This is a genomic window from Phyllobacterium sp. 0TCS1.6A, assembly GCF_026420825.1.
GTDB lineage: Bacteria > Pseudomonadota > Alphaproteobacteria > Rhizobiales > Rhizobiaceae > Phyllobacterium.
The window spans coordinates 621047-643424 of record NZ_JAPMAB010000002.1; the positions used below are offsets into that span (position 1 = coordinate 621047).

Annotated in this window: 23 protein-coding genes; 18 read left to right on the forward strand and 5 right to left on the reverse strand. The window is 61.2% G+C overall.

The genetic code is table 11. From position 1 onward, the window contains the following. The first annotated feature begins 97 nt into the window (after window positions 1-97). Entirely contained in the window at window positions 98-1090 is a 993-nt protein-coding gene (locus tag OSJ75_RS07170; protein ID WP_250019066.1) for an adenosine kinase, read from the forward strand. Here the strand turns inward: OSJ75_RS07170 and OSJ75_RS07175 are convergent. The 3 genes from OSJ75_RS07175 to hrcA all read right to left on the reverse strand — a co-directional run bounded on the left by OSJ75_RS07175 (window position 1082) and on the right by hrcA (window position 3715). Then, entirely contained in the window at window positions 1082-1735 is a 654-nt protein-coding gene (locus tag OSJ75_RS07175) for a trimeric intracellular cation channel family protein (RefSeq protein WP_250019065.1), read from the reverse strand. The genes OSJ75_RS07170 and OSJ75_RS07175 overlap by 9 nt on opposite strands. Before the next feature lie 115 nt (window positions 1736-1850). Beyond that, window positions 1851-2564, reverse strand: coding sequence for a nucleotide exchange factor GrpE (grpE, locus tag OSJ75_RS07180; RefSeq protein WP_267227365.1), 714 nt, complete (start codon window positions 2562-2564; stop codon window positions 1851-1853). 86 nt (window positions 2565-2650) lie between these two features. Then, window positions 2651-3715: a heat-inducible transcriptional repressor HrcA gene (gene hrcA, locus OSJ75_RS07185; RefSeq protein ID WP_267227366.1), complete on the reverse strand. Its 1065-nt coding sequence runs from the start codon at window positions 3713-3715 to the stop codon at window positions 2651-2653. A gap of 117 nt (window positions 3716-3832) precedes the next feature. Here hrcA and rph point away from each other — a divergent pair, with 117 nt between their 5' ends. The 13 genes from rph to OSJ75_RS07250 all read left to right on the forward strand — a co-directional run bounded on the left by rph (window position 3833) and on the right by OSJ75_RS07250 (window position 14572). Continuing rightward, entirely contained in the window at window positions 3833-4549 is a 717-nt protein-coding gene (rph, locus tag OSJ75_RS07190; protein WP_250019062.1) for a ribonuclease PH, read from the forward strand. A 10-nt stretch (window positions 4550-4559) separates the two neighbouring features. Continuing rightward, on the forward strand, window positions 4560-4973 hold the full coding sequence (locus tag OSJ75_RS07195) for a VOC family protein (RefSeq protein ID WP_267227367.1): 414 nt from the start codon (window positions 4560-4562) through the stop codon (window positions 4971-4973). Continuing rightward, window positions 4973-5617 carry an RdgB/HAM1 family non-canonical purine NTP pyrophosphatase gene (gene rdgB, locus OSJ75_RS07200; RefSeq protein ID WP_267227368.1) on the forward strand — a complete coding sequence of 215 codons (645 nt, stop codon included), beginning with the start codon at window positions 4973-4975 and terminating at the stop codon, window positions 5615-5617. The genes OSJ75_RS07195 and rdgB overlap by 1 nt, the downstream gene beginning before the upstream one ends. Further along, the gene (gene hemW / locus OSJ75_RS07205; RefSeq protein ID WP_267227370.1) at window positions 5617-6792 is read left to right on the forward strand and encodes a radical SAM family heme chaperone HemW; all 1176 of its coding nucleotides are present in this window, start codon (window positions 5617-5619) and stop codon (window positions 6790-6792) included. Before rdgB ends, hemW begins: the two co-directional genes overlap by 1 nt. Beyond that, the gene (gene rsmI / locus OSJ75_RS07210; RefSeq protein WP_416362527.1) at window positions 6789-7715 is read left to right on the forward strand and encodes a 16S rRNA (cytidine(1402)-2'-O)-methyltransferase; all 927 of its coding nucleotides are present in this window, start codon (window positions 6789-6791) and stop codon (window positions 7713-7715) included. Before hemW ends, rsmI begins: the two co-directional genes overlap by 4 nt. A gap of 49 nt (window positions 7716-7764) precedes the next feature. After that, entirely contained in the window at window positions 7765-8142 is a 378-nt protein-coding gene (locus OSJ75_RS07215) for a YraN family protein (protein WP_267227371.1), read from the forward strand. Between the two features lie 279 nt (window positions 8143-8421). Continuing rightward, the gene (gene cysG / locus OSJ75_RS07220) at window positions 8422-9873 is read left to right on the forward strand and encodes a siroheme synthase CysG (protein WP_267227372.1); all 1452 of its coding nucleotides are present in this window, start codon (window positions 8422-8424) and stop codon (window positions 9871-9873) included. A gap of 5 nt (window positions 9874-9878) precedes the next feature. Then, a complete protein-coding gene (locus OSJ75_RS07225) occupies window positions 9879-10193 on the forward strand; it encodes a DUF2849 domain-containing protein (protein WP_267227373.1) in 315 nt (104 codons plus the stop codon). 19 nt (window positions 10194-10212) lie between these two features. Next, entirely contained in the window at window positions 10213-11883 is a 1671-nt protein-coding gene (locus OSJ75_RS07230) for a nitrite/sulfite reductase (protein WP_250019055.1), read from the forward strand. Next, window positions 11873-12628 (forward strand): phosphoadenylyl-sulfate reductase, encoded by a 756-nt coding sequence (locus OSJ75_RS07235; protein WP_267227374.1) that lies wholly within the window; start codon window positions 11873-11875, stop codon window positions 12626-12628. Before OSJ75_RS07230 ends, OSJ75_RS07235 begins: the two co-directional genes overlap by 11 nt. Beyond that, window positions 12625-13161 carry a DUF934 domain-containing protein gene (locus OSJ75_RS07240; protein WP_267227375.1) on the forward strand — a complete coding sequence of 179 codons (537 nt, stop codon included), beginning with the start codon at window positions 12625-12627 and terminating at the stop codon, window positions 13159-13161. Before OSJ75_RS07235 ends, OSJ75_RS07240 begins: the two co-directional genes overlap by 4 nt. Window positions 13162-13199: 38 nt before the next feature. Next, on the forward strand, window positions 13200-14225 hold the full coding sequence (locus tag OSJ75_RS07245) for an NAD(P)/FAD-dependent oxidoreductase (protein ID WP_250019052.1): 1026 nt from the start codon (window positions 13200-13202) through the stop codon (window positions 14223-14225). Next, window positions 14225-14572, forward strand: a complete 348-nt coding sequence (locus OSJ75_RS07250; RefSeq protein ID WP_250019051.1) for a 2Fe-2S iron-sulfur cluster-binding protein — start codon at window positions 14225-14227, stop codon at window positions 14570-14572. The genes OSJ75_RS07245 and OSJ75_RS07250 overlap by 1 nt, the downstream gene beginning before the upstream one ends. 15 nt (window positions 14573-14587) lie before the next feature. Here the strand turns inward: OSJ75_RS07250 and OSJ75_RS07255 are convergent, their stop codons facing one another. Then, window positions 14588-15526, reverse strand: a complete 939-nt coding sequence (locus OSJ75_RS07255; RefSeq protein ID WP_267227376.1) for a nucleoside hydrolase — start codon at window positions 15524-15526, stop codon at window positions 14588-14590. Window positions 15527-15661: 135 nt separating this feature from the next. Between OSJ75_RS07255 and OSJ75_RS07260 the strand changes: the two genes are divergently transcribed. After that, on the forward strand, window positions 15662-16084 hold the full coding sequence (locus tag OSJ75_RS07260; RefSeq protein ID WP_267227377.1) for an Hsp20 family protein: 423 nt from the start codon (window positions 15662-15664) through the stop codon (window positions 16082-16084). 54 nt (window positions 16085-16138) lie between these two features. Further along, window positions 16139-16396 (forward strand): DUF1150 family protein, encoded by a 258-nt coding sequence (locus tag OSJ75_RS07265; RefSeq protein WP_250019048.1) that lies wholly within the window; start codon window positions 16139-16141, stop codon window positions 16394-16396. 40 nt (window positions 16397-16436) lie between these two features. On the opposite strand, the gene pncB is transcribed toward OSJ75_RS07265, so the two are convergent. Next, window positions 16437-17744, reverse strand: a complete 1308-nt coding sequence (gene pncB / locus OSJ75_RS07270) for a nicotinate phosphoribosyltransferase (RefSeq protein WP_267227379.1) — start codon at window positions 17742-17744, stop codon at window positions 16437-16439. A 265-nt stretch (window positions 17745-18009) separates the two neighbouring features. Between pncB and OSJ75_RS07275 the strand changes: the two genes are divergently transcribed. Beyond that, a complete protein-coding gene (locus tag OSJ75_RS07275) occupies window positions 18010-19164 on the forward strand; it encodes an efflux RND transporter periplasmic adaptor subunit (protein ID WP_267227380.1) in 1155 nt (384 codons plus the stop codon). A 9-nt stretch (window positions 19165-19173) separates the two neighbouring features. Then, the gene (locus OSJ75_RS07280; protein ID WP_267227381.1) at window positions 19174-22308 is read left to right on the forward strand and encodes an efflux RND transporter permease subunit; all 3135 of its coding nucleotides are present in this window, start codon (window positions 19174-19176) and stop codon (window positions 22306-22308) included. Window positions 22309-22378 lie beyond the last annotated feature (70 nt).

The following is a 22378-nucleotide window of genomic DNA, read 5'->3' on the forward strand; positions in this document are numbered from 1 at the left end:
CCGACGCCGCAGACAAGATGGGTGCAGAAATCGGGGGTGGCCAATTCCGGTTTGAAAGGCTAGAGCAGATCACCAGGCTCGACCAACCGGAGTTTTCATGTCCAGCTATGACGTGCTTTGCATCGGCAATGCTATTGTCGATATTCTTGCCCGCACCGACGAGGAATTCATCGTCAAGAACGGCATCATCAAGAACGCAATGAATCTCATCGATGCCGATCGCGCCGAGTTTCTCTACGAGCGGATGGGCCCGGCAATCGAGGCATCGGGCGGCAGCGCGGGCAACACGGCGGCAGGCGTCGCCAGCCTTGGCGGGCGTGCGGCCTATTTCGGCAAGGTCGCGGACGATCAGCTGGGCCACGTGTTCACCCATGATATTCGTTCCCAGGGCGTCGCCTTCGATACGAGGGTGCTGCAGTCGCCCCCGCCGACCGCCCGTTCGCTCATATTCGTGACACCGGACGGTGACCGTTCGATGAATACCTATCTCGGCGCCTGTGTGGAGCTTGGCCCGGAGGATGTGGAGAGTTCCAAGGTTGCCGAAGCCAAGGTGACCTATTTCGAGGGTTATCTCTGGGATCCGCCCCGGGCGAAGGAAGCCATTCGCCTGGCCGCGAAGATCGCCCACGAATATGGCCGCGAAGTCTCGATGACCCTGTCGGACCCATTCTGCGTCGATCGCTATCGCGACGAATTCCTCGACCTGATGCGCTCCGGCACGGTCGATATCATCTTCGCCAATGAAGCCGAGCTGAAGTCGCTCTACCAGACCGATGATTTCGACAAGGCGCTGGACCTGGTCAGGAAGGATAGCAAGCTCGCCGCGGTGACCCGCTCCGAAAAAGGGTCGGTCGTGGTGCGCGGCGACGAGACGGTGGTTGTCCCCGCGATCGAAATTGCGGAACTGGTCGATACGACGGGCGCCGGCGATCTCTACGCGTCCGGCTTCCTGTTCGGCTACACCAATGGCCGCAGCCTCGGTGATTGCGGACGTCTCGGCTCGCTCGCCGCCGGCCTGGTGATCCAGCAGATCGGGCCGCGCCCGCAGCAAAACCTCAAGCTCGCCGCAGAGCAGGCAGGCCTAATCTGAACGGATGACGCCGTCACGCTTGAGTTCCTCGTCGTTCCGGCCGGGTCTATGGTAGTTCGGGAGCGTCCAGCCGAAATAGAGCGCACCGCCGCGCACGACGAACGCGGCGGCAAAAGCGGCAAGGGCAGCGAATGCCGGCGCCGCATCCAGCCGGAAGAGCAGCGTATAGGTGGCGGAGCCGGCAAAGGCCGCCGTGACATAGATTTCCCGCCGCAACAGCACCGATGGCTCGCCCGCGATGATATCGCGCAATATGCCGCCGAACGTCGCGGTCAATATGCCCGTGACAATGGCAATGGTGGAATCGAAGCCCAGAGCCAGCCCTTTTGCGGAGCCCATGACGCTATAGGCGGCAAGCCCCATCGCATCCAGCCATAGCAGCAGGCGATAGCGCGATTCCACGAGATTGGCGGTGAAGTAGATGAGAAGCGCGGCTGCGGCACAAACGAGAAGGCTGCGCGGGTCCTCCACCCAGAATACGGGAACGTCCAGGATCAGATCCCGCAAGGTGCCTCCGCCGACGCCGGTCGCAGCCGCCAGGAACATGAACGCGATGATGTCGAGCTGCCGGCGCGAAGCCGCGAGCGCTCCGGTGGCCGCAAAGACGAAGATGCCCGCATAATTGAGGAGCTGAATGGTCGACATCGACGTCCCCCTTGGACGAATTGCGCTCAAGCAGGATTAAGCACGGGCCTTGCGAAATGAAAAGGGCCGCGTCCCGATCCGGGATGCGGCCCTCTATCCAGATATGCGCAGATTGTCAGGCGTCTTTTTCGGCCTGCGGATTGATCGGGCCGGGCTCCGGCTGGCCCTCGGCTGCCGTCTGCTTCGGACCGCCCTTCGATACGCCGACGAGAGCCGGGCGCAGCATGCGGTCGCCAATGACAAAGCCGCTCTGTGCTACCTGCAGCACCGTATTGTGCGGCACCTCTGCATTCGGGATTTCGAACATGGCCTGATGGAAATTCGGGTCGAAGCGCTGGTTGAGCGGCTCGATCTTCTTCACGCCGTGGCGTTCCAGCGCCGACATCATCGACCGCTCGGTCATTTCGACGCCCTCGGCGAGGCTCTTGAAGCCGGCCTCGCCATTTGCCAGGGCTTCGGCCGGAATGGCCTCGAGCGCGCGGCGCAGATTGTCCGAAACCGAAAGCATGTCACGGGCGAAATTGGCGACGGAATAGGAGCGGGCGTCATGAACATCGCGCGCCGTCCGCTTGCGCAGGTTCTCCATCTCGGCGGCAAGCCGCAGCAATTGATCCTTCAGATCGGAATTCTCCGCCCGCAATACATCGAGTTCGGCGCTTCCAGCCGCCTGCGCGGCTTCGTCGTCTTCCTGTGCAAGCGCGTATTCTTCCGCCTTGCGCGCTTTCAGAAAATCATCCGCCGCCCGCTTCAATGCGTCGCGATCGCGCGGATTCTTCAGGTCCCGCTGATCGAGATCGGGCGCGTCCTGATTATTCTTGTCTTCAGCCATCGATACTGTCCGTCCTTATTGCGTAAGTTGGGCTGGATATCGAGCTTTAGCCACGGAAAATCAAGTCTTAATGCCGTGGATGCGGCTTATCGCAACAGCCGGGAGACGAGCTGCGCCGTATAATCGACGACCGGGACCACACGGGCATAATTCAGGCGGGTCGGGCCGATCACGCCAAGCGCGCCGATGATCCTCTGCTCGGAATCCCGGTAGGGCGCTATGACCAGCGACGAGCCGGAGAGCGAAAACAGCTTGTTCTCCGAACCGATGAATATCCGCACGCCGGGCCCCGCTTCCGCCAGATCGAGCAGTTGCAGCGTGCCTTCCTTGGTTTCAAGATCGTCGAACAGGTGCCTCAGGCGCTCGAGATCGGCTTCCGCATGCATCGACTCCAGGAGATTGCCGCGACCGCGCACGATCAATCGCGCCGGCTGGCCGCTGCCATCGCCGCCCCATACCGCAAGCCCCTGTTCGACGAGATGTTGCGAGAGCGCATCCAGCGCCTGCTGCGTCTCCTCCTTCAGCCGCGATACTTCATGGCGCGCCTCGGTAATGGTGCGCCCCTGGATATGGGCATTGAGGAAGTTCGATGCCTCGATCAGCTGCGAGGTGGTGACGCCGGCAGGCAGTTCGATGATGCGGTTTTCCACATCCCCGCTCTGGGTGACGAGAACGGCGAGCGCCCGCGAGGGCTCCAGCCGGACGAACTCGATGTGTTTGAGCGCGCCTTCGGCCTTTGCGGCCAGGACCACGCCGGCGCCGCGCGATATGCCGGAAAGGATCTGGCTGGCCTGCGTCAACACGCTATCCGGCGTCTGCGCTTCAGCCCGGACCTGCGCTTCGATGGAATTGCGTTCCGAAGAGGTCAGGTCGCCTACTTCCATGAAAGTATCGACGAAGAACCTCAGGCCCTGCTGTGTCGGCAGCCGCCCGGCCGAAATATGCGGCGCATATACGAGGCCGAGATGTTCGAGATCGCTCATCACGTTGCGGATCGTGGCCGGCGAGAGCGCCATCGGAAGGAGACGGGAAAGGTGGCGGGAACCGACCGGTTCGCCATCGCCCAGATAGCTTTCGACGATACGCCGGAAAATGTCTCGCGATCTCTGATCGAGCGATTGCAATGCTTCCGGGGTTACAGTCTTGTTCATTCTGCCTCACGTCTATTGTCGCCCGCAGATATAAGCATTCCCGATCGAATCATCAAAGCCTTTGCTTCGAACGTCCTTTCCTCTAAAAGACCGCAACATATCAAAAAGAGGTTTTCCATGCGTCACTCCAAACGGGCTCCCGACGAAATGCGCGCAATATCCTTCGAGCGCGGTATTTCCAAACATGCAGAGGGCTCGTGCCTGGTCAAATTCGGCGACACCCATGTTCTGTGCACGGCAAGCCTCGAGGAGAAGGTGCCGGGCTGGATGCGCAACACCGGCAAGGGCTGGGTTACGGCGGAATATGGGATGCTGCCCCGCTCCACCGGCGATCGCATGCGTCGCGAAGCCTCCTCGGGCAAGCAGGGCGGTCGCACGCTGGAGATTCAGCGCCTCATCGCGCGGTCGCTCCGGGCCGTGGTGGACCTGCAGGCGCTCGGCGAAGTGCAGATCACCGTCGATTGCGACGTGATCCAGGCCGACGGCGGAACCCGCACTGCGGCGATCACCGGCGGCTGGGTGGCCCTCCATGAATGTCTGACCTGGATGGAAAATCGCCAGATGCTGAAGGTCGACAAGGTGCTGAAAGACCATGTGGCTGCCATTTCCTGCGGTATCTCCAACGGAACGCCGGTGATCGATCTGGACTATCTCGAAGATTCCACGGCGCAGACCGATGCGAACTTCGTCATGACGGGCAAGGGCGGCATCGTCGAAGTCCAGGGGACCGCCGAGGGCGAGCCATTTTCGGAACAGGAACTACTGGCCATGATGACGCTGGCGCGTGCCGGGATTTCCCGGCTCGTTTCGCTGCAGAAGATGGCTGTCAGCTGAGGCAAGACAGATGCGACCGGCCGCGATACTGGAAACAGCGCTCTACGTCACCGATATAGAGGCGGCCGCGCGGTTCTATGGCGAGGTTCTCGGTCTCGAATGCATCTTGCGCGCCGGTGACGAGTCGGTGTTCTTCCGCTGCGGCGCGGGCGTTCTCATCCTTTTCGATGCGGAAAAGCTGAAGGACCGGCCGGAGGGTGGCTTGCCCATTCCCTCGCATGGAGCCATCGGGCCCGGCCATGTCTGTTTCCGGGCCGACAGGCAGGAGATCGCACGCTGGAAGGCGCATCTCGAAGCCGAAGGCATTGCCATAGAGAGCGAGTTCGATTGGCCGAACGGCGCCCACTCGCTTTATTTCCGCGATCCGTCGGGCAATTCGATAGAATTCGCCGAGGCCGCGCTTTGGAACACAGGAACGAAATGATGCGAAAGCTCGAAAAAGGCAAACTCCTGGTCGCCAGCCACAACAAGGGCAAGATCGGCGAAATGATCGATCTGCTCGGCCCGTTCGGATTCGAGGTTGTGTCGGCGGCGCAGCTCGGCCTGCCCGAGCCCGAAGAAACCGGCACGACATTCGAGGAAAACGCCTATATCAAGGCCTTTGCCGCCGCGAAGGCGACTGGTTTGGTGGCGCTTTCGGACGATTCCGGCCTTTGTGTCGATGCGCTGCACGGAAATCCGGGCGTCTACACTGCCAACTGGGCGGAACTGCCGGACGGAACGCGCGATTTTGCCCATGGCATGCGCAAGGTTCAGGACGCATTGCAGGAGAAGAACGCACTTGATCCGGGCCAGCGTCACGGCCGGTTTGTCTCCGTCATATGCCTCGCCTGGCCTGACGGCGAGGCGAATTACTATCGCGGCGAGGTCGAAGGCGAGATCGTCTGGCCACCGCGTGGTACGGCCGGTTTCGGTTTCGATCCGGTTTTCCGCCCGCATGGCCATGATCGCACCTTCGGCGAGATGACGGCGGAGGAAAAGCATGGCTGGAGCCCGGGCAAGCCCGATGCGCTTTCCCACCGCGCCCGGGCGTTTCAACGCCTGGCACAAGACTGCCTGGAAGCCTGATGACCGACCAGGGCATTCGTCCCGATAATGGCGAGGCCGGCTTTGGTGTCTATGTCCACTGGCCGTTCTGCATGGCCAAGTGCCCCTATTGCGATTTCAACTCCCACGTGCGTCACCAGCCCGTCGATCAACCGCGTTTCGCCGCGGCTTTCGCCCGGGAAATGGCGACGATGCGTGAACGGACAGGACCGCGCAGCGTGTCCAGCATCTTTCTCGGCGGCGGAACGCCATCCCTGATGCAGCCGGAAACCGTGGCTGCAATCCTTGATCAAGTAGCCCGGCAGTGGCATGTGCCGGATGGCATCGAGATCACTTTGGAGGCCAATCCGACAAGCGTGGAGGCCGATCGGTTTCGGGGTTATCGCGCGGCAGGTGTCAATCGCGTGTCGCTCGGCGTGCAGGCGCTCAACGATCCCGATCTGCGCCGCCTCGGCCGGATGCACAATGTCGATGAGGCGCTTGCCGCCATTAGGCTGGCGCGCGAGATCTTCCCGAGACTGTCGTTCGACCTGATCTATGCGCGGCCGGACCAGAGCGTCGAAGCCTGGCGCGAGGAACTGGGCAGGGCGATCTCCTATGCGGCGGACCACCTGTCGCTGTATCAACTGACGATTGAAGAGGGCACGCCCTTTTTCAATCTATGGAAGGCAGGAAAGCTCGTGACGCCCGAACCGGATCAGGCAGCCGCACTTTTCGACGAGACGCAGAATGTCACGGCGCAGCGCGGATTGCCGGCCTATGAGGTTTCCAACCATGCTGCTCCCGGCGCGGAATCCCGGCACAATCTGGTCTACTGGCGCTATGGCGAATATGTCGGCATCGGCCCGGGCGCCCACGGCCGTTTCGTCGAGAACGGCACGCGTACGGTCACGATAACGGAGCGCCAGCCGGAGCAATGGGTGGAGACGGTCGAGCGCGCGGGGCACGGCATAGTCGAGGAGGAGCTTCTGACCAGCGAGCAGGAGGGCGATGAATTCCTGCTGATGGGCCTGCGGCTCGCCGAGGGAATCGATCTCGGCCGCTATGAAAGCCTCACCGGCCATGGCCTCAAGGAAAACCGGGTCGTGGCGCTGGCCGAACAGGGGCTGATCGAATATGTCGGCAATAGCCGGATACGCACCACGCCGGAAGGGGCGATCGTGCTCAACGCCGTCATCGCGGATCTCGCGGCATGAACGAGCGCATCACTGAAAAATCGCAGCCCAACGACCGGAATTACCAGATCGGCACGGCGTCGTTCCGCGCGCGGCCCATCGAACCCGGTCTTTATATCGTTGCGACGCCGATAGGAAACCTGGGCGACATGACATTGCGGGGCATCGAAGTGCTCGCCGCCGCCGATATCATCGCCTGCGAGGATACGCGGGTGAGCCGGGTCCTGCTCGATCGCTATGGCATTGCGCGCCGCCCCTATGCCTATCATGAACATAATGCGGAAACGGTTGGGCCGAAGCTCGTCGAGGCATTGCTCGCCGGCAAGAGCGTGGCTCTCGTCTCGGATGCCGGGACGCCGCTGATATCAGATCCTGGCGGGCGGCTGGTACCGGAGGCCAAGGCGGCGGGAATCAGGATCGTGCCCATCCCTGGGCCTTCCGCCGTTCTGGCTGCGCTGACGGCTTGCGGGCTCCTGAAAGACAGTTTCTTCTTTGCAGGGTTTTTGCCCTCGAAACAGGGCCAAAGGCGCACGAAGCTCGAACAACTCAAGCCACTGGACGCCGCATTGGTGTTTTTCGAGTCGCCCAATCGCGCCTCGAATACGCTTCTCGACATGGTCGAGGTTTTCGGCGGGTCGCGAAAGGCGGCGCTATGCCGGGAACTCACCAAGACGTTCGAAACGATCGTAACGCTACCTCTTTCCGAACTGGCGGCGGAGTTCGATAGCGAAGACAGAATCCGCGGCGAGGTCGTTCTCGTCGTCGGTCCGCCCGAAGTCGATGCCCTTGCGCCGCGCTCCGATGAAGATGTCGACAATGTCCTGCGGGCGTTGAGCCTTGAAATGTCGCCGTCAAAGGCTGCGGGAGAGGCATCCCGCATGACCGGGCGACCGAAGGCGGAGCTTTACCAGCGTCTGCTCTCCATGAAACAGGTAGGGCCATGAAGCAGTGTAGGGCCATGAATCAGGGTAGGGCCACGAAGCAGGGTAGGGAATGACTGGCTCCACGCGCCGGCGAGCCTATTTTCGCGGCCATGCTGCAGAACGGCTTGCCGCCGCCGCGCTGATGCTGAAGGGCTATCGCATTGTGGCCCGCCGCTATCGCACGCGCCTCGGCGAAATAGATATCATTGCCCGGCGCGGCAGGCTTGTTCTGATTGTCGAAGTGAAGGCGCGCGCCAATCTGGCCCAGGCGATGGATGCACTCGGCACGGCGACGATGCGCCGTATCGAAGCCGCCGCGGATCTATGGCTGGCCCGCCAGCCCGACCATGCAGCGCTTTCCATCCGCTTCGATCTCGTGGCGATCCTGCCCTGGCGCTGGCCCGTGCATGTTCCTGCCGCCTATCTTGCGTCCGACAGGCTCCGCTGAGAGGTCGGAACGAGCGAGCCAAAAATCACTCGCACCAAAAAACACTTGCAATGGAAGATAAACCCTATAAGAATAGTCGTGTATAAGTGGGCCGATCCGCGGAACCTGGGTTCCAGCGGAATGATTGGCCTGCCATGCGCGTTGTTGGAATTAAAAATTCGCGCACACCGGCTTTTTCAGAAATTCCATGCTCCCCGTTCCGATTTGACGCATTTCTGTTTCTTATAAACTTCGGCAAGATACCGGATAATCCTTCCGAGCCATCAGGATTATCCCTATATGTCTGATAAAAAACACCTTCTGTCGGTCTTTCCCGCCTTCTTCCGCGTAAGCAACGAAGTGCTCGTTGTCGTCGGCGATGGCGAGGAGGCGCTGAACAAGGCCCGTTTGCTGACGCAGACGGAGGCGACAATCCGCGTCGTATCGGCCGAACCCGAGCCGGAACTGGCTCGATTTCTCGAAAATTCACCCGTCCGGCATGTGGCGGAAGCGTTTTCGCCCCATCATCTTCATGGTGCGAAGCTCGTCTTCGCGGCGACGGGCGACGCCGATCGCGACGCTGCCATTGCCGATGAAGCGCGGCGCCAGTCGGTTCCGGTCAATGTTGTCGACCGGCCCGAACTCTGCGATTTCTTCACGCCGGCGCTGGTCAATCGCGCCCCGATCGCCATTGCCATCGGATCCGAGGGAACGGGTCCCGTCCTGACGCAACTGATCCGGGCGAAGATCGACGCGATGTTTTCGCCGCGCCTCGGCGAGCTTGCAAGGCTCGCCAATCTCTACCGCCCGGTGGTCGAGAATGCCGTGAGCAAGGGCCTGCCGCGCCGCCTGTTCTGGCGTTCCTTCTTTGCCGGCGACGTGGCCAGCAAGGTCTATAATGCCGATATTGCCGGCGCCCATGATGCAGCCGCCGATCTTCTCGGCGACCAGTCGCGGCCGCAGGGCTATGTGTGGCTGGTGGGCGCGGGCCCCGGCGCCGAAGACCTGCTGACGCTTCGCGCGCACCGGGTCCTTATGGAGGCCGATGTCATCGTCTATGATGCTCTCGTGCCAGAGGCCGTCGTCTCCATGGGCCGGCGCGATGCCGAGCGGCTCGGCGTTGGCAAGCGCAAGGGTTGCCATTCGAAAAGCCAGAGCGAGATCAATGCGCTTCTCGTGACGCTCGGGCGCCAGGGCAAGCGTGTCGTTCGGCTGAAATCGGGCGATCCCCTGGTCTATGGCCGGGCGGGCGAGGAAATGGCGGCGCTTCGGGATGCCGCGATACCTTTCGAAATCGTGCCCGGCATAACGTCGGCATTCGCCGCCGCGGCCGATATGCAGCTGCCATTGACCCTGCGCGGCGTCGCATCGTCACTCGTATTCACCACAGGCCACGACATGTCGGGCGATATCCTGCCCGACTGGGCGCGGCTTGCCATCTCTGGTGCAACGATCGCGGTCTATATGGGCCGCAGCGTTGCCGCCTCGGTTGCCGAGCGGCTCATGGAGGCGGGTCTGCATGCCGACACCGGCGTTGCCGTGATCGAGAATGCAGGACGGCCGGAAAAACGCATGTTCCATGGCACGCTCAAGGATCTGCCGTCGCTCGAACGGCGAGACGATCTGACCGGGCCCGTCATGGTGGTGATTGGAGATGCGGTGGCCGGAGCCGCCGTCGAAAAGGCCGAGGCGCTCACCGCAGCCCGGCAGGACTCGCCACGCCAGGTCCAAACCGCAGAACTGGAAGGATGAAGCACATGACAGTCAAGGTTTTAACCGCCAACCGCCTGACAGACGGCGAGGCCGTCTGGCTCGGAGCCAATGGCGAATGGCTCGATCACATCGATGGAGCGTTGATCGCGCGGCATGCCGAAGCCGTAAACGCGCTTGAGGAGGCTGGAAAGGCCGCGATCAAGTCGAACCTCGTGATCGACGTCAATGTCATCGATGTGGAAGAACGGGGTACCAGCCTTTATCCGATCCGCCTGCGCGAGCGCATTCGCCAGCTCGGCCCGACCATACGACTAGACCTTGGCAAGCAGGCCGAAAAGCCCAGCGCCAACGCCGCCTAAGACTGAAGGTTCGCATTCCATGTATCGTTATGACGAGTTTGACCACGCGTTCGTTTCTGCCCGCGTCGAGCAATTCAAGGATCAGGTAGAGCGCCGCCTGGCGGGAGAACTGACGGAAGAGCAATTTCGTCCGCTCCGGCTGATGAATGGCGTCTACCTGCAACTGCACGCCTACATGCTCCGCGTCGCCATTCCCTACGGCACCCTGTCGAGCCGGCAGATGCGCAAGCTCGCCCATATCGCCCGCCATTACGATCGCGGCTACGGCCATTTCACCACACGGCAAAACCTGCAGTACAACTGGCCGGCGCTTGCGGATATGCCCAAGGTGCTGGATGAGCTCGCATCGGTCGAGATGCATGCCTTGCAGACGTCCGGCAATTGCATTCGCAATGTCACGGCCGACCATTTCGCCGGCGCTGCTGCCGATGAGGTAGCGGACCCGCGCCCCTATGCCGAGATCCTGCGGCAATGGTCGTCAATGCATCCGGAATTTTCCTATCTTCCCCGCAAGTTCAAGATTGCCGTGACAGGCGCCGAGCGCGACCGCGCGGCGATCCAGGTGCACGATATCGGTCTGCAGCTGAAGAAGAACGAGGCCGGGGAACTCGGGTTCGCCGTCTATGTGGGTGGTGGCCAGGGCCGCACCCCGATGGTGGCGAAGAAGGTGCGGGATTTCCTGCCGGTCGAGGATCTGTTGACCTATACGACCGCGATCGTCCGCGTCTACAATCTGAACGGGCGCCGTGACAACAAGTACAAGGCGCGGATCAAGATCCTCGTCCACGAAACCGGCACCGAGGAAATCATCCGGCAGATCGAGGCGGAATGGGAAGCCATTCGCGACACGGACCTCAAAATGCCGCAGCGCGACATCGACGCGATCGACGAGTATTTCCGCGCTCCCAATCTGGCGCAGCGGCCGGAAGGCTGGTCCAAGCTGGCAAGCGAGCGCAAGGCGGATCCTGCCTTTGCCCGCTGGGTCGACCAGAATGTCACGCCGCACAAGAACCCGGACTATGGCGTCGTCACCATCTCCCTGAAGCCGATCGGCGGCATCCCAGGCGATGCGACCGATGCCCAGATGGACCTCGTGGCCGAGATTGCCGAGAAGTTCTCGCAGGACGAGATTCGCGTCAGCCATGAGCAGAACCTCGTCCTGCCACATGTCGCCATCGCCGATCTGCGCATCGTCTACGATCTCCTGTTGACCGACGGCCTGGCGACGGCCAATGCCGGCTTGATTACCGACATCATCGCCTGCCCCGGTCTCGATTATTGCGCTCTGGCCAATGCGCGCTCCATTCCCGTGGCGCAGCGCATTTCGGAGCGCTTCGGTTCGCCCGAGCGGCAGTCCGACATCGGCGAACTCAAGATCAAGATTTCCGGCTGCATCAATGCCTGCGGTCATCATCATGTCGGCCATATCGGCATTCTCGGCGTCGAGAAGAAGGGCGAGGAACTGTACCAGATCTCGCTCGGCGGCTCCGGTGATGAAATCTGCACGATCGGTGACATCACCGGCCGTGGCTTCTCGTCGGAAGAGATTGTCGATGCGGTGGAAACCATCGTCGATCGCTATCTGGAAATAAGAGCGGACAAGGAAGAGAGCTTCCTTGCCACCTACAGGCGGCTTGGCGCGGCTCCGTTCAAAAATGCGCTTTATGGCGAGACCGCAAATGCTGCTTGAACTCACCGAGGAAAGCGTGGCCGACGAGGCGCGCGCGCTTCAGGCCCGTTACGGCAATCTGGAGCCGCTCGATATCATCGAACTGGCGATAGATCACCTCTTCAACGAGGAGATCGCCGTCGTTTCGTCGTTCGGGGCGGAGTCCTCCGTATTGCTGCATCTGATCGCCAGCGTCGATCGCGCGACCCCGGTCCTGTTTCTCGATACCGGCAAGCATTTTCCGGCGACGCTGCGCTACCGGGATGATCTGATCGCCGATCTGGGCATGACCGACGTGCACAATATCCATCCGCTCCAGCAGAGCCTGAAGCAGGAAGACCCCTATGGCGCCATGTCGATGACCGACAAGGACAGATGCTGCTATCTGCGCAAGGTCGAGCCCATGGCCCGCGCCGTTGCGCCATACCGCGCATGGATGACCGGCAGGAAGCAGTTCCAGGCCGCGACACGCACGGCGTTGCCGGTATTCGAGGCGGTTGGCGAGCGTATCAGGATCAACCCCCTGGCGCATTGGAACTCGGCCGATCTCAAGGCCTATATGATCGAGAACCATCTGCCGCCGCATCCATTGGTTGCCGAGGGCTATCTTTCCATTGGATGTATGCCCTGCACCCAGCCGGTCAGGGATGGCGAAGATGCACGTTCCGGCCGTTGGGTCGGCTCGGACAAGACCGAATGCGGCATCCACCTGACCGGACTGACCGACCAATTGAGCAATATTTCACTGACGGATTCCAACCTATGACCGAGACGACAGAACAGGCGAAGGAAGGGCTCTGGGGGCGCGAAGGCTTCCGCGAGGATCCCTATGTCACGGCCGAATCGCTGGAGGATGCCGGTGATGCCGCAGCGGTCATCCTGCCACTGGCTGCGTGGCTCGCCCTGCCCGAGGATGTGCGCTTCGACACCAACCGCAAGATCGGTGTCAGCATTGCGCCGGGCGAGAAGATCGATCCGCTGTTGCCTTCGCTCGATCGCATCCCGCTTATCGCCCTGCAGTTCCCGGCCTTCAATGACGGCCGCTCCTACTCAAAGGCGGAACTGTTGAAGTGCCAGCACAATTTCAAGGGCGAACTGCGCGCCGTAGGGGATGTTCTGATCGATCAGGTCGCCTATATGCTGCGCACCGGCTTCGATACGCTGAAGGTTGCCCACGCCGTCACGCTCTCCCGCCTCGCCGCGCATAATCTTCATGACGCGCCGGTCTATTATCAACCAGGCCGGGGTTCGCACACCGTCCCCGGCGCCTATAGCTGGCGCCGCATACCGGGCGCTTGAATTCAAAGCCCAGTCGATCTCGTTGGAAAAGCACGCACATGTCCGAAATCATTGAAACAGACGTTGTTATCGTGGGCGCAGGCCCGGTAGGCCTCTTTGCCGTGTTCGAGCTTGGATTGCTCGATCTGCGCGCCCATGTCATCGACATTCTGGATCGTCCCGGTGGACAATGCGCGGAACTCTATCCGGAAAAGCCGATCTACGACATTCCGGGGCTGCCGGAGGTCACCGGCCAGCAATTGACCGACAATCTCATGAAGCAGATCGCTCCCTTCGATCCGCAATTCCACTTCTCGACCATGGTGAATTCCCTGGAACGGCTGGAAGATGGACGGTTTCGCGTGCAGACCGATGCCGATGAAGTGTTCCTGACCAAGATCATCGTCATCGCGGCTGGTGGCGGCTCCTTCCAGCCCAAGCGTCCGCCGGTGCCCGAGATCGAGCATTACGAGGGAACGAGCGTCCACTACGCCGTCCGCAAGATCGAGGCTTTCCGCGACCATGACGTGGTCATCGTCGGCGGTGGCGATTCCGCCCTGGACTGGACGCTGAACCTCGAACCGGTGGCGAAATCCGTCACCCTCGTGCACCGCCGGCCGGAATTCCGTGCCGCTCCCGATAGTGTCAACAAGATGTGGGCGCTGGAAAAGGAAGGCCGCGTCAAGTTCCGCATGGGGCAGGTTGCCGGCCTTGAGGGCGCGGATGGCCAGATCACGAAAGTCATCCTGAAGGGCAGCGATGGCGAAGAGGCGCTGGATGCCGGCCGGCTGCTGCCGTTCTTCGGCCTGACCATGAAGCTCGGCCCGATCGCCGATTGGGGGCTCAATCTCGACCAGAACCTGATCGCCGTCGATACCGAGAAGTTCGAAACCTCCGAGCCGGGCATTTTCGCCATTGGCGACATCAATACCTATCCCGGCAAGCTGAAGCTCATCCTGTCCGGCTTCCATGAAGCTGCCCTGATGTCCCAGGCGGCCAAGCGCATTATTGCGCCTGACGAACGGATCATCTTCCAGTATACGACCTCATCCACCTCCCTGCAGAAGAAATTGAAAGCGGCCTAGTGACTTCTGAAGCGTTATATATCCACGTTACCGATCAGCACGGCAAACGCCATACCCTGGAAGCGCTCGAAGGCTTCCGGGTCATGGAGGTCATCCGCGACTGGGGATTGGACATCAAGGCCGAGTGCGGCGGCGCCTGTGCCTGCGGCACATGCCATGTCTATGTGGATCAGGATTGGACGGAGAAGCTCTTTGCCCCGCTCGACGAGGAAGTCGATCAACTCGACGTGACGTTTCACGTCGAGGAGAATTCGCGCCTGTCGTGCCAGCTGATCATGACCGAAGAGCTCAACGGGCTCGAGGTTACCCTGGCGCCGGGAACACAGAAAGACAGCGTCGCCGCCTGACGCCGCCCGGTTCCGTCAGGGCAGCGTCGCTATGCGCTCGATGAGGAGGTCGAAGAAACCTTCATCATCGATGTCGCGCACATAGATCGCGTTCTTTGCGCGGTCGGTAACGCCCCACCAGTCGACAACGGTCATGCCCAGCGTCAGCTCGTTCGCTGTTTCCACCTCGACATTGCATTTACGCCAGCCATAGAGCTCCGGCCTCAGGATGTAGGCTATGACGTTGGGATCGTGCAGCGGACCGCCATCGCTGCCGTATTTTTCCTCGTCGAACCGTTCGAAGAACTCGAGCAGCGCGACGCAGGCATCGCCGCAACGGCTTTTCATTGCGCGGAACCGCTCGATTCGTGCGGCGGTGGTAAGCGCCTTGTGCGTGACGTCGAGCGGATGGATGACCACGGGGACGCCGGACTTCAAGACGAGTTGTGCGGCTTCAGGATCCACATAGATATTGAACTCGGCGGTGGGCGTAATATTGCCGCCTTCGAAGAAGCCGCCGCCCATCAGCACGATTTCCTGGATTTTCGACGCGAGCTCGGGTGCGCGGATCAGGACCTGGGCAATATTGGTGAGCGGCCCGAGCGCGCAGAGCGTAACGCTACCCGCATCTTCCGTTTGCAGTGTGTCGAGGATGAAATCGACCGCATGCTGTTCTTCGAGCAGCATGACCGGTTCCGGCAGGACCGGTCCGTCAAGCCCGGTCTTGCCATGCACATGCTCGGCGGTGATCAGCGGCCGCATCAATGGCTTGTCTGCCCCCGCGAAGACGCGAACGTCGTTTCGCCCCGCCAATTCGCAGATCTTGCGCGCATTGACCTGTGTCAGCGGCAAGGGGACATTGCCCGCGACGGCTGTGATACCGAGAACCTCGAGTTCAGGACTGGCCAGGGCCAGCATGATCGCCAGGGCATCGTCCTGGCCGGGATCCGTGTCGATTATGATTTTGCGTGTCATTTTGTACTTTCATCAGGGCGCAGTGCGGGGATCACTTGAACTCTCGGCGCAGATTGACCATATCAGAAGGCAAAGGCGGGATGCCATTGTTCGACGGGTTTCGCTTTTAGGTCGCTTTGCTAAAGGACTGCTTAAATGACACGAATGACACCGTTTTCAAGCCCGTTGCTGCTTGGCTTCGATTCGATGGAAAAAACGCTGGAACGCATCGCCAAATCCGGCGATGGCTATCCGCCCTACAATATCGAGCGCGTCCGCAGCAATAATGACCGTGAGCAGTTGAGAATCATCCTGGCCGTGGCCGGCTTTTCGAATGACGATCTCGAGGTCACGACCGAAGATAATCAGCTCATCATTCGCGGCAGGCAAGCAGGCGAAGAAGCACGCGAATATTTGCATCGCGGGATCGCTGCCCGTCAGTTCCAGAGAATATTCGTTCTCGCGGACGGCATGAGGGTAAGCGGCGCGACATTGAAGAATGGGCTTCTGTCGATCGATCTCGATCGCCCGGAACCCGAACGATTGGTCAAGCGTATCAACATAGCAGTACAGGACTGATCGTAGCTCTAACTGGACAGGGCTCGACGAGACTGTCCGATCATGGAGGCTGACATGCGTAACACAGTTGAAAAGAATCCTCTGAGCGAACTCGAATTCTCCCGTCTGGGCGCAGGGCAGGTTGCCTATCTGCGCAAGATGAAGACGGATGAACTTGCCACCAGCTTTCCGGCCCTCCCGCCGATGACGCCGGGGGTCGAGTTGTGGGCGCTCTTCGCCGCCAATGGTGATCCGATCGTTCTTTCGGACGAACGTGACAATGCGCTGGTCGGCGCCCGCGAGCATGAGCTGCAAACGGTAATGCTGCAATAGGTTTGATCCCGGGGCGGGCCTGCACGGCTCGCCCCCGATCCTAGACTTTGACGGCCTGTTCCACCCGGTCTTCCGCACCGAATATCTGCAGATATCGCTGAATCTCGGCGGGATCGCCGGTCGCCTTCTTCGGATTGTCCGAGAGTTTCACAGCCGGACGCCCATTCGCCTCGCTCACCTTGCAGACCAGTGAGATCGCATTGAGCCGGCCGTTGAAGCGCGGCGCGCAATCCTCGAAATCATTGGTCAGGTTGGTTCCCCAGCCAAAGCTCATGCGCACCCTGCCGTCGAAATGGCGGTAGGTCGCCTCGATCGTATCGACGTCGAGTCCGTCGGAAAAGACCAGCAGCTTCTCCCTGGGGTCCTTGCCCTTGGAGCGCCACCACGAAAGGATCTTTTCACCACCTTCGATCGGGGGCGCGCTGTCAGGCCGGAATCCGGTCCAGTCGGCCACCCAGTCCGGCGCATCGCGCAGGAAAGCGGCTGTCCCGAAGGCATCGGGGAGGACGATGAGCAGATTGCCGCCATAATAGCGGTTCCAGTCTTGCAGCACCTTGTACGGCGCCGCGAGCAGTTCCTCTTCGTTTGTGGCGAGTGCAGCCAGGACCATCGGCAGCTCATGCGCATTGGTGCCGAGCGCCTCCAGATCATTGTCCATGGCCATCAACACATTGCTGGTTCCGGTGAAGGCCGGCCCAATCCCTTCCTTGAGGGCCTCGACGCACCAGCGCTGCCACAGGAAGGAATGCCGCCGCCTTGTGCCGAAATCGGAAATGCGGATGTTCGGCAGCGCGCGCAGCCGCTCCACCTTGTCCCACATCTTTGCCTTTGCCCGCGCATAGAGGACATCGAGCTCGAACCGGCCCATACGCTTCATGGCGGCGCGCGAGCGCAGTTCGTTGATGATCGTCAGCACCGGGATTTCCCACATGGTCGTATACATCCAGGGACCGTGGAAATTCAGTTCATACTGGCCGTCGCGCTTGATCAACTCATAGTCCGGCAGCTGGAAATTGGCGAGCCAGGCAAGGAAATCCGGTTCGAATATCTGCTTCTTGCCGTAGAATGTATTACCGCCAAGCCAGATCATCTCCTTCTTCGAGAAGCGCACGGTCCGGGCGTGATCCAGCTGCGCCCGCAATTCTTCCTCGTCGATTTCCTCGGCCAGCCGTACCCGCGTGGTGCGGTTGATCAGGGTGAAAGTGGCGTCCACATCCGCATAGACCCCCCAGATCATCTGAAGCATGAGCAGCTTGTAGAAATCCGTATCGAGAAGGCTGCGCACGATCGGATCGAGTTTCCACGTATGGTTGAAAACGCGCCGAGCTATATCGGTTTTGGTCGCCATTCATCATGTTCCTGCGAAATTCTGCCTGCCATGTTGCACGTCAGGCCCGCTCCATCAAGAATGCTGCATCATATTCCGCATGCCATAGGGGAGCATTGCTTCCATTAAATCTTTGTAATCTAACCAACTTGTCATTACCCAGGTCATAAATGCGTTCTATTCTGCTACTAAAGGCGAGTTGCGCCGCCTGCTATTCGCAGCGCGACCGATGAGCTAGTATCGCGATGATCCCGCTCCCGCGTAGGATCACCATCTGGAGTAGTGCATGAAGGTAATGAAGCAGCTGTTTCTCGCTGTGCTGGTATTGGCCCTGGCCGGGGCCGGCTGGTTGTACTTTGCGCCCGGCGGCAGCGAGGTGCTCAAGAAGGCAGGCCTGGACACAGCGCCGACGGCTGCAACTGCACCTACGGGCAACAATGGCGGTGAACGAAGTGCGGCGCTCGTCGTCGTGCGCGCCGCCGCGGAAGCGAAGATCAACGACAGGCTGTCCGCCATCGGGACGGGCAAGGCCAAGAGTTCCGTTTCGGTCACGCCCTATGCCGCCGGTCGCCTGATGGAGCTGCTGGTCACTTCGGGGACGAAGGTCAATGCGAACGATATCATCGCGAAGCTCGATTCAGAGGCGGAGATCATTACTGCCGACAAGGCGCGGACGACGCTGAAGGACGCGGAAACAAAGCTGGCGCGGGCGAAGAACCTGCGGACGACGAATACCGTATCCGCCGTGCAGGTTTCGGATGCCGAACTCGCGGTCGAGAATGCCCGGCTGGACCTGCGGGAGGCGGAACTGGCGCTTGACCGCCGCGATATCCGCGCTCCAATCAATGGCATAGTGGGCATTCTTCCGGTCAATGCCGGCAATTATATCACCACGTCCACGCAGGTTGCGACGATCGACGATCGCTCGGAAGTGCTGGTCGATTTCTGGGTGCCGGAAAAATTCGCACCGTCCATCATGGTGGGCGCGCCGGTCTCGGCAACGTCGGTGGCGCGGCCGGGCGAAACGTTCACGGGCGAGGTCAGCGCGATCGACAACAGGGTGGACCCCGCCAGCCGCACATTGCATGTGCAGGCCCGCATCACCAATCCGAGGGATACGCTGCGCGAGGGCATGGCTTTCCAGATTTCCATGACCTTTCCAGGAAACACCTACCCGACCGTCGATCCGCTGGCGATACAATGGGGCACCGATGGCGCCTTTGTCTGGAAGATCGTCGACAACAAGGCCGAGCGCGTGCCTGTCCGCATCGTCCAGCGCAACACGACCAATGTGCTGGTAGATGCGAATATCAAGCCCGGCGATGAAATCGTAGCCGAGGGCGTGCAGTCGGTTCGCCCCGGCGGCGCGGTGCAGATCATGGGCCGGCCGCAGCAGAATACCGATGCGGGCCCGTTGGCTTCCGTCGGCGAGTCTGGTTGAGGGCCGGCCGTGAACAACGAAAAAGCCGATGCCAGCTTTACCGCTCTTTTCATCCGGCGCCCCGTCATGGCGCTGGTGCTCAATGCGCTGATCGTCGTCGCCGGCCTTGCCGCCTATTATGGCGTCGATGTGCGCGAGCTTCCCGATGTCGATCGTCCGGTGGTCACGGTCAGCACGATCTTCGAATCGGCAGCGGCCGAAACCGTCGACAGGGAATTGACCTCCGCCATCGAAGGCGCTGTCTCGCGCGTCTCGGGCGTGAAATCGATTTCGTCGAGCTCGTCCTTCGGCCAGAGCCGCGTCACCGTCGAATTCAATGATGGCGTCGATCTGAACGTGGCGGCGGCGGACATGCGCGATGCGATCAGCCGCATCACCAATACTTTGCCGGACGAAGCCGATCCGCCCCAGATCGTGAAGGCCGATGCCAATTCCGACGCCGTCATGCGTCTTGCCGTTACCTCGGATACGATGGCGGTGGAGGATATGACGGTGCTGGTCGAGGACCAGATCGAAGACGTCCTCGCCTCGGTGCCCGGGGTTGCCGACGTCCAGGTCAATGGCGACCGCAACAAGATCTTCCGCATTGACATCGATCAGGACAAGCTGGCGAGCCTCGGCATGAATGTTGCCGATGTCCGCAACGCCCTGACGACGATGGCGTTCGATACGCCGGCCGGGCAGCTCAACAGCAATACGCAGAGCATCGTCGTGCGCGCCACCGCGCCGGTGACGACGCCGGAGGAGTTCGAAGACATCTTCATCAAGGGGCAAACCCGCATCCGCGATGTCGCCACGGTGACGCTCGGCCCCGATATCGGCACGTCCAGCCTGCGCGCCAATGGCAAGACTGGTATCGGCCTCGGCATCATCCGCCAGGCGCAGTCCAATACGCTCGACATTTCCAAGGGCGTGCGTGCAGCCGTCGCGCAATTGCAGCAGACCCTGCCGGACGGCGTGGACATCCGGGTGACGAGCGACGACGCTGATTTCATCAATGGCGCCGTCCACGAGGTCGAGATCGCTCTCGGCGCCTCGGTCCTGATCATTATCCTCATCATCTATCTGTTTCTCTGGGATTTTCGCGCCACCCTCATTCCGGCGGTGAGCATGCCCGTGGCGCTGATCGGCACCGTCTCAGCCATCTACCTCGCCGGTTTCTCGGTCAATATCCTGACGCTGCTTGCCCTCGTGCTCGCCACCGGCCTCGTGGTCGACGATGCCATCGTCGTCCTAGAGAACATCGTTCGGCGGCGGAACCAGGGAATGGGACCGCGCGCCGCGGCAGTGCTCGGAACGGAAGAAGTGTTCTTCGCCGTCATCGCCACGACCGTCACCCTGGCGGCTGTGTTCGTACCGCTGTCCTTCCTGCCCGGCCAGACAGGCGGGCTCTTCCGCGAGTTCGGCTTCGTGCTGGCGATCTGCGTGCTTCTCTCGGCTGTCGTCGCCTTGACGCTCTGCCCGATGCTCGCGTCGCGTCTTCTGAGTGCCAGCGAGGCGAAACATCATGATGTCGCGCATGCGCCCGGTATCGTCGGCCGCGTCGGCGCCAGCCTCGGCAATGCCTATAAGCATATCCTGCACGCATGTCTGGCGGCGCCATGGATCGTCATTCTCGTCTCCGTCCTGTTCGCAGGGGCGGCATTCGGGGCATTTTCACTGCTGAAACAGGAATTGACGCCGACCGAGGACCGTTCGGCCGCCTTCCTGCGCATAACCGCGCCGCAAGGCGTCAGCCTCGAATATCTGACCGACGAGATGCGCCAGATCGAAACACTGATCCAGCCGCTGCGCGATTCCGGCGAGATATCCAACACTTTCTCGATTGCCGGCCAGGGCGGCAATACCAATCGCGGCTTCATGGTTCTCAGCCTCGCATCTTGGAGCGACAGGACGAGGACGCAGCAGGAAATCGTCGCGGACGTGTCCAAGCGCGTGCGGGGCATTCCGGGAATCCAGGTCTTTGCCGCCCAACCGAATTCGCTCGGCATCAGAGGCGCCGGCAACGGGCTGCAATTCGCCGTCGTAGGAACAAGCTATGCGGAACTCGGTACCGCGGCCGCCAAGATCGTCTCGGAGCTGGAGAAAGACCGGCGTTTCGACCGGCCCCGCCTCACCAACGAGCCGACCCAGCCACAGCTCGCCGTCTCCATCGACCGCGAGAAGGCCAGCGATCTCGGCATAGAGATCACCGGGCTTGCGGAAGCGCTGCAATCCGTGCTGGACGGCTACAAGATCGGCTCGGTCTATATCGAGGACCGCAGTTTCGACGTTAAGCTCGTCTCGACCACGAATCCCATCAACGACCCGACCGATCTGGAAAACGTCTTCCTGCGGACGCAGGACGGGCGGTTCGTTCCGATGTCCACCATCGCCCAGCTGAAGGAAGTGGCGGTGCCGCCGGCATTGACCCGCGAGCAGCAGATGCGTTCGGTGGCGATCACGGCCAGCCTTGCGCCTGATTTCGCCCTTGGCGATGCCTATGCCACGGCACAGGAAGTAGCCGCACCGCTGCTGCCAGCCGGTTATCGCATCATTCCGCTCGCCGAGGCGGCGACGCTCGGCGAAAACTCTTCCAGCATGATGGTGACGTTCGGTTTCGCCATCCTCGTCATTCTGCTCGTGCTTGCCGCCCAGTTCGAAAGTTTCATCAGCGCACTGATCGTCATGGCCACGGTGCCGCTTGGCCTCGCCTGTGCGGTCTTCGCCATGGTGATGACCGGGACGAGCATGAACGTCTACAGCCAGATCGGGCTTGTCCTGCTCGTCGGCATCATGGCGAAGAACGGCATCCTTATCGTGGAATTCGCCAATCATCTCCGGGATCAGGGGCGCTCCGTGCGCCAGGCGATCGAGGAAGCCGCAACGATCCGGCTGCGTCCCGTTGTGATGACCATGCTCTGCGCCATACTTGGCGGCGTGCCGCTTGTGCTCGCCAGCGGCGCGGGCGCGGAAGCGCGTATCGCGCTTGGCTGGGTCATCGTCGGCGGATTGGGCCTGGCGACCGCATCCACCCTCTTCCTGACCCCCGTCGCCTACCTGCTCCTTGCCGGCTTCACCAAGCCGAAGATCGAGGAGGAAGCGCGGCTGCAGCGGGAATTGAAGCAGGTGGCCGATCAGGCGGCGGCCCTGCCAGCCGAATAGGCTGCTGCGCCGCGCTCCATCACCGCCAATGCTCAGGCCAAGAGTGCGCCAGTTCTTGACCATTTGATAA

Coding starts and splice junctions, on each gene's coding strand:
- OSJ75_RS07170 (WP_250019066.1), top strand. CDS start 98: ATGTCCAGCTATGACGTGCTTTGCATCGGCAATGCTATTGTCGATATT.
- OSJ75_RS07175 (WP_250019065.1), bottom strand. CDS start 1,735: ATGTCGACCATTCAGCTCCTCAATTATGCGGGCATCTTCGTCTTTGCG.
- grpE (WP_267227365.1), bottom strand. CDS start 2,564: ATGGCTGAAGACAAGAATAATCAGGACGCGCCCGATCTCGATCAGCGG.
- hrcA (WP_267227366.1), bottom strand. CDS start 3,715: ATGAACAAGACTGTAACCCCGGAAGCATTGCAATCGCTCGATCAGAGA.
- rph (WP_250019062.1), top strand. CDS start 3,833: ATGCGTCACTCCAAACGGGCTCCCGACGAAATGCGCGCAATATCCTTC.
- OSJ75_RS07195 (WP_267227367.1), top strand. CDS start 4,560: ATGCGACCGGCCGCGATACTGGAAACAGCGCTCTACGTCACCGATATA.
- rdgB (WP_267227368.1), top strand. CDS start 4,973: ATGCGAAAGCTCGAAAAAGGCAAACTCCTGGTCGCCAGCCACAACAAG.
- hemW (WP_267227370.1), top strand. CDS start 5,617: ATGACCGACCAGGGCATTCGTCCCGATAATGGCGAGGCCGGCTTTGGT.
- rsmI (WP_416362527.1), top strand. CDS start 6,789: ATGAACGAGCGCATCACTGAAAAATCGCAGCCCAACGACCGGAATTAC.
- OSJ75_RS07215 (WP_267227371.1), top strand. CDS start 7,765: ATGACTGGCTCCACGCGCCGGCGAGCCTATTTTCGCGGCCATGCTGCA.
- cysG (WP_267227372.1), top strand. CDS start 8,422: ATGTCTGATAAAAAACACCTTCTGTCGGTCTTTCCCGCCTTCTTCCGC.
- OSJ75_RS07225 (WP_267227373.1), top strand. CDS start 9,879: ATGACAGTCAAGGTTTTAACCGCCAACCGCCTGACAGACGGCGAGGCC.
- OSJ75_RS07230 (WP_250019055.1), top strand. CDS start 10,213: ATGTATCGTTATGACGAGTTTGACCACGCGTTCGTTTCTGCCCGCGTC.
- OSJ75_RS07235 (WP_267227374.1), top strand. CDS start 11,873: ATGCTGCTTGAACTCACCGAGGAAAGCGTGGCCGACGAGGCGCGCGCG.
- OSJ75_RS07240 (WP_267227375.1), top strand. CDS start 12,625: ATGACCGAGACGACAGAACAGGCGAAGGAAGGGCTCTGGGGGCGCGAA.
- OSJ75_RS07245 (WP_250019052.1), top strand. CDS start 13,200: ATGTCCGAAATCATTGAAACAGACGTTGTTATCGTGGGCGCAGGCCCG.
- OSJ75_RS07255 (WP_267227376.1), bottom strand. CDS start 15,526: ATGACACGCAAAATCATAATCGACACGGATCCCGGCCAGGACGATGCC.
- OSJ75_RS07260 (WP_267227377.1), top strand. CDS start 15,662: ATGACACGAATGACACCGTTTTCAAGCCCGTTGCTGCTTGGCTTCGAT.
- OSJ75_RS07265 (WP_250019048.1), top strand. CDS start 16,139: ATGCGTAACACAGTTGAAAAGAATCCTCTGAGCGAACTCGAATTCTCC.
- pncB (WP_267227379.1), bottom strand. CDS start 17,744: ATGGCGACCAAAACCGATATAGCTCGGCGCGTTTTCAACCATACGTGG.
- OSJ75_RS07275 (WP_267227380.1), top strand. CDS start 18,010: ATGAAGGTAATGAAGCAGCTGTTTCTCGCTGTGCTGGTATTGGCCCTG.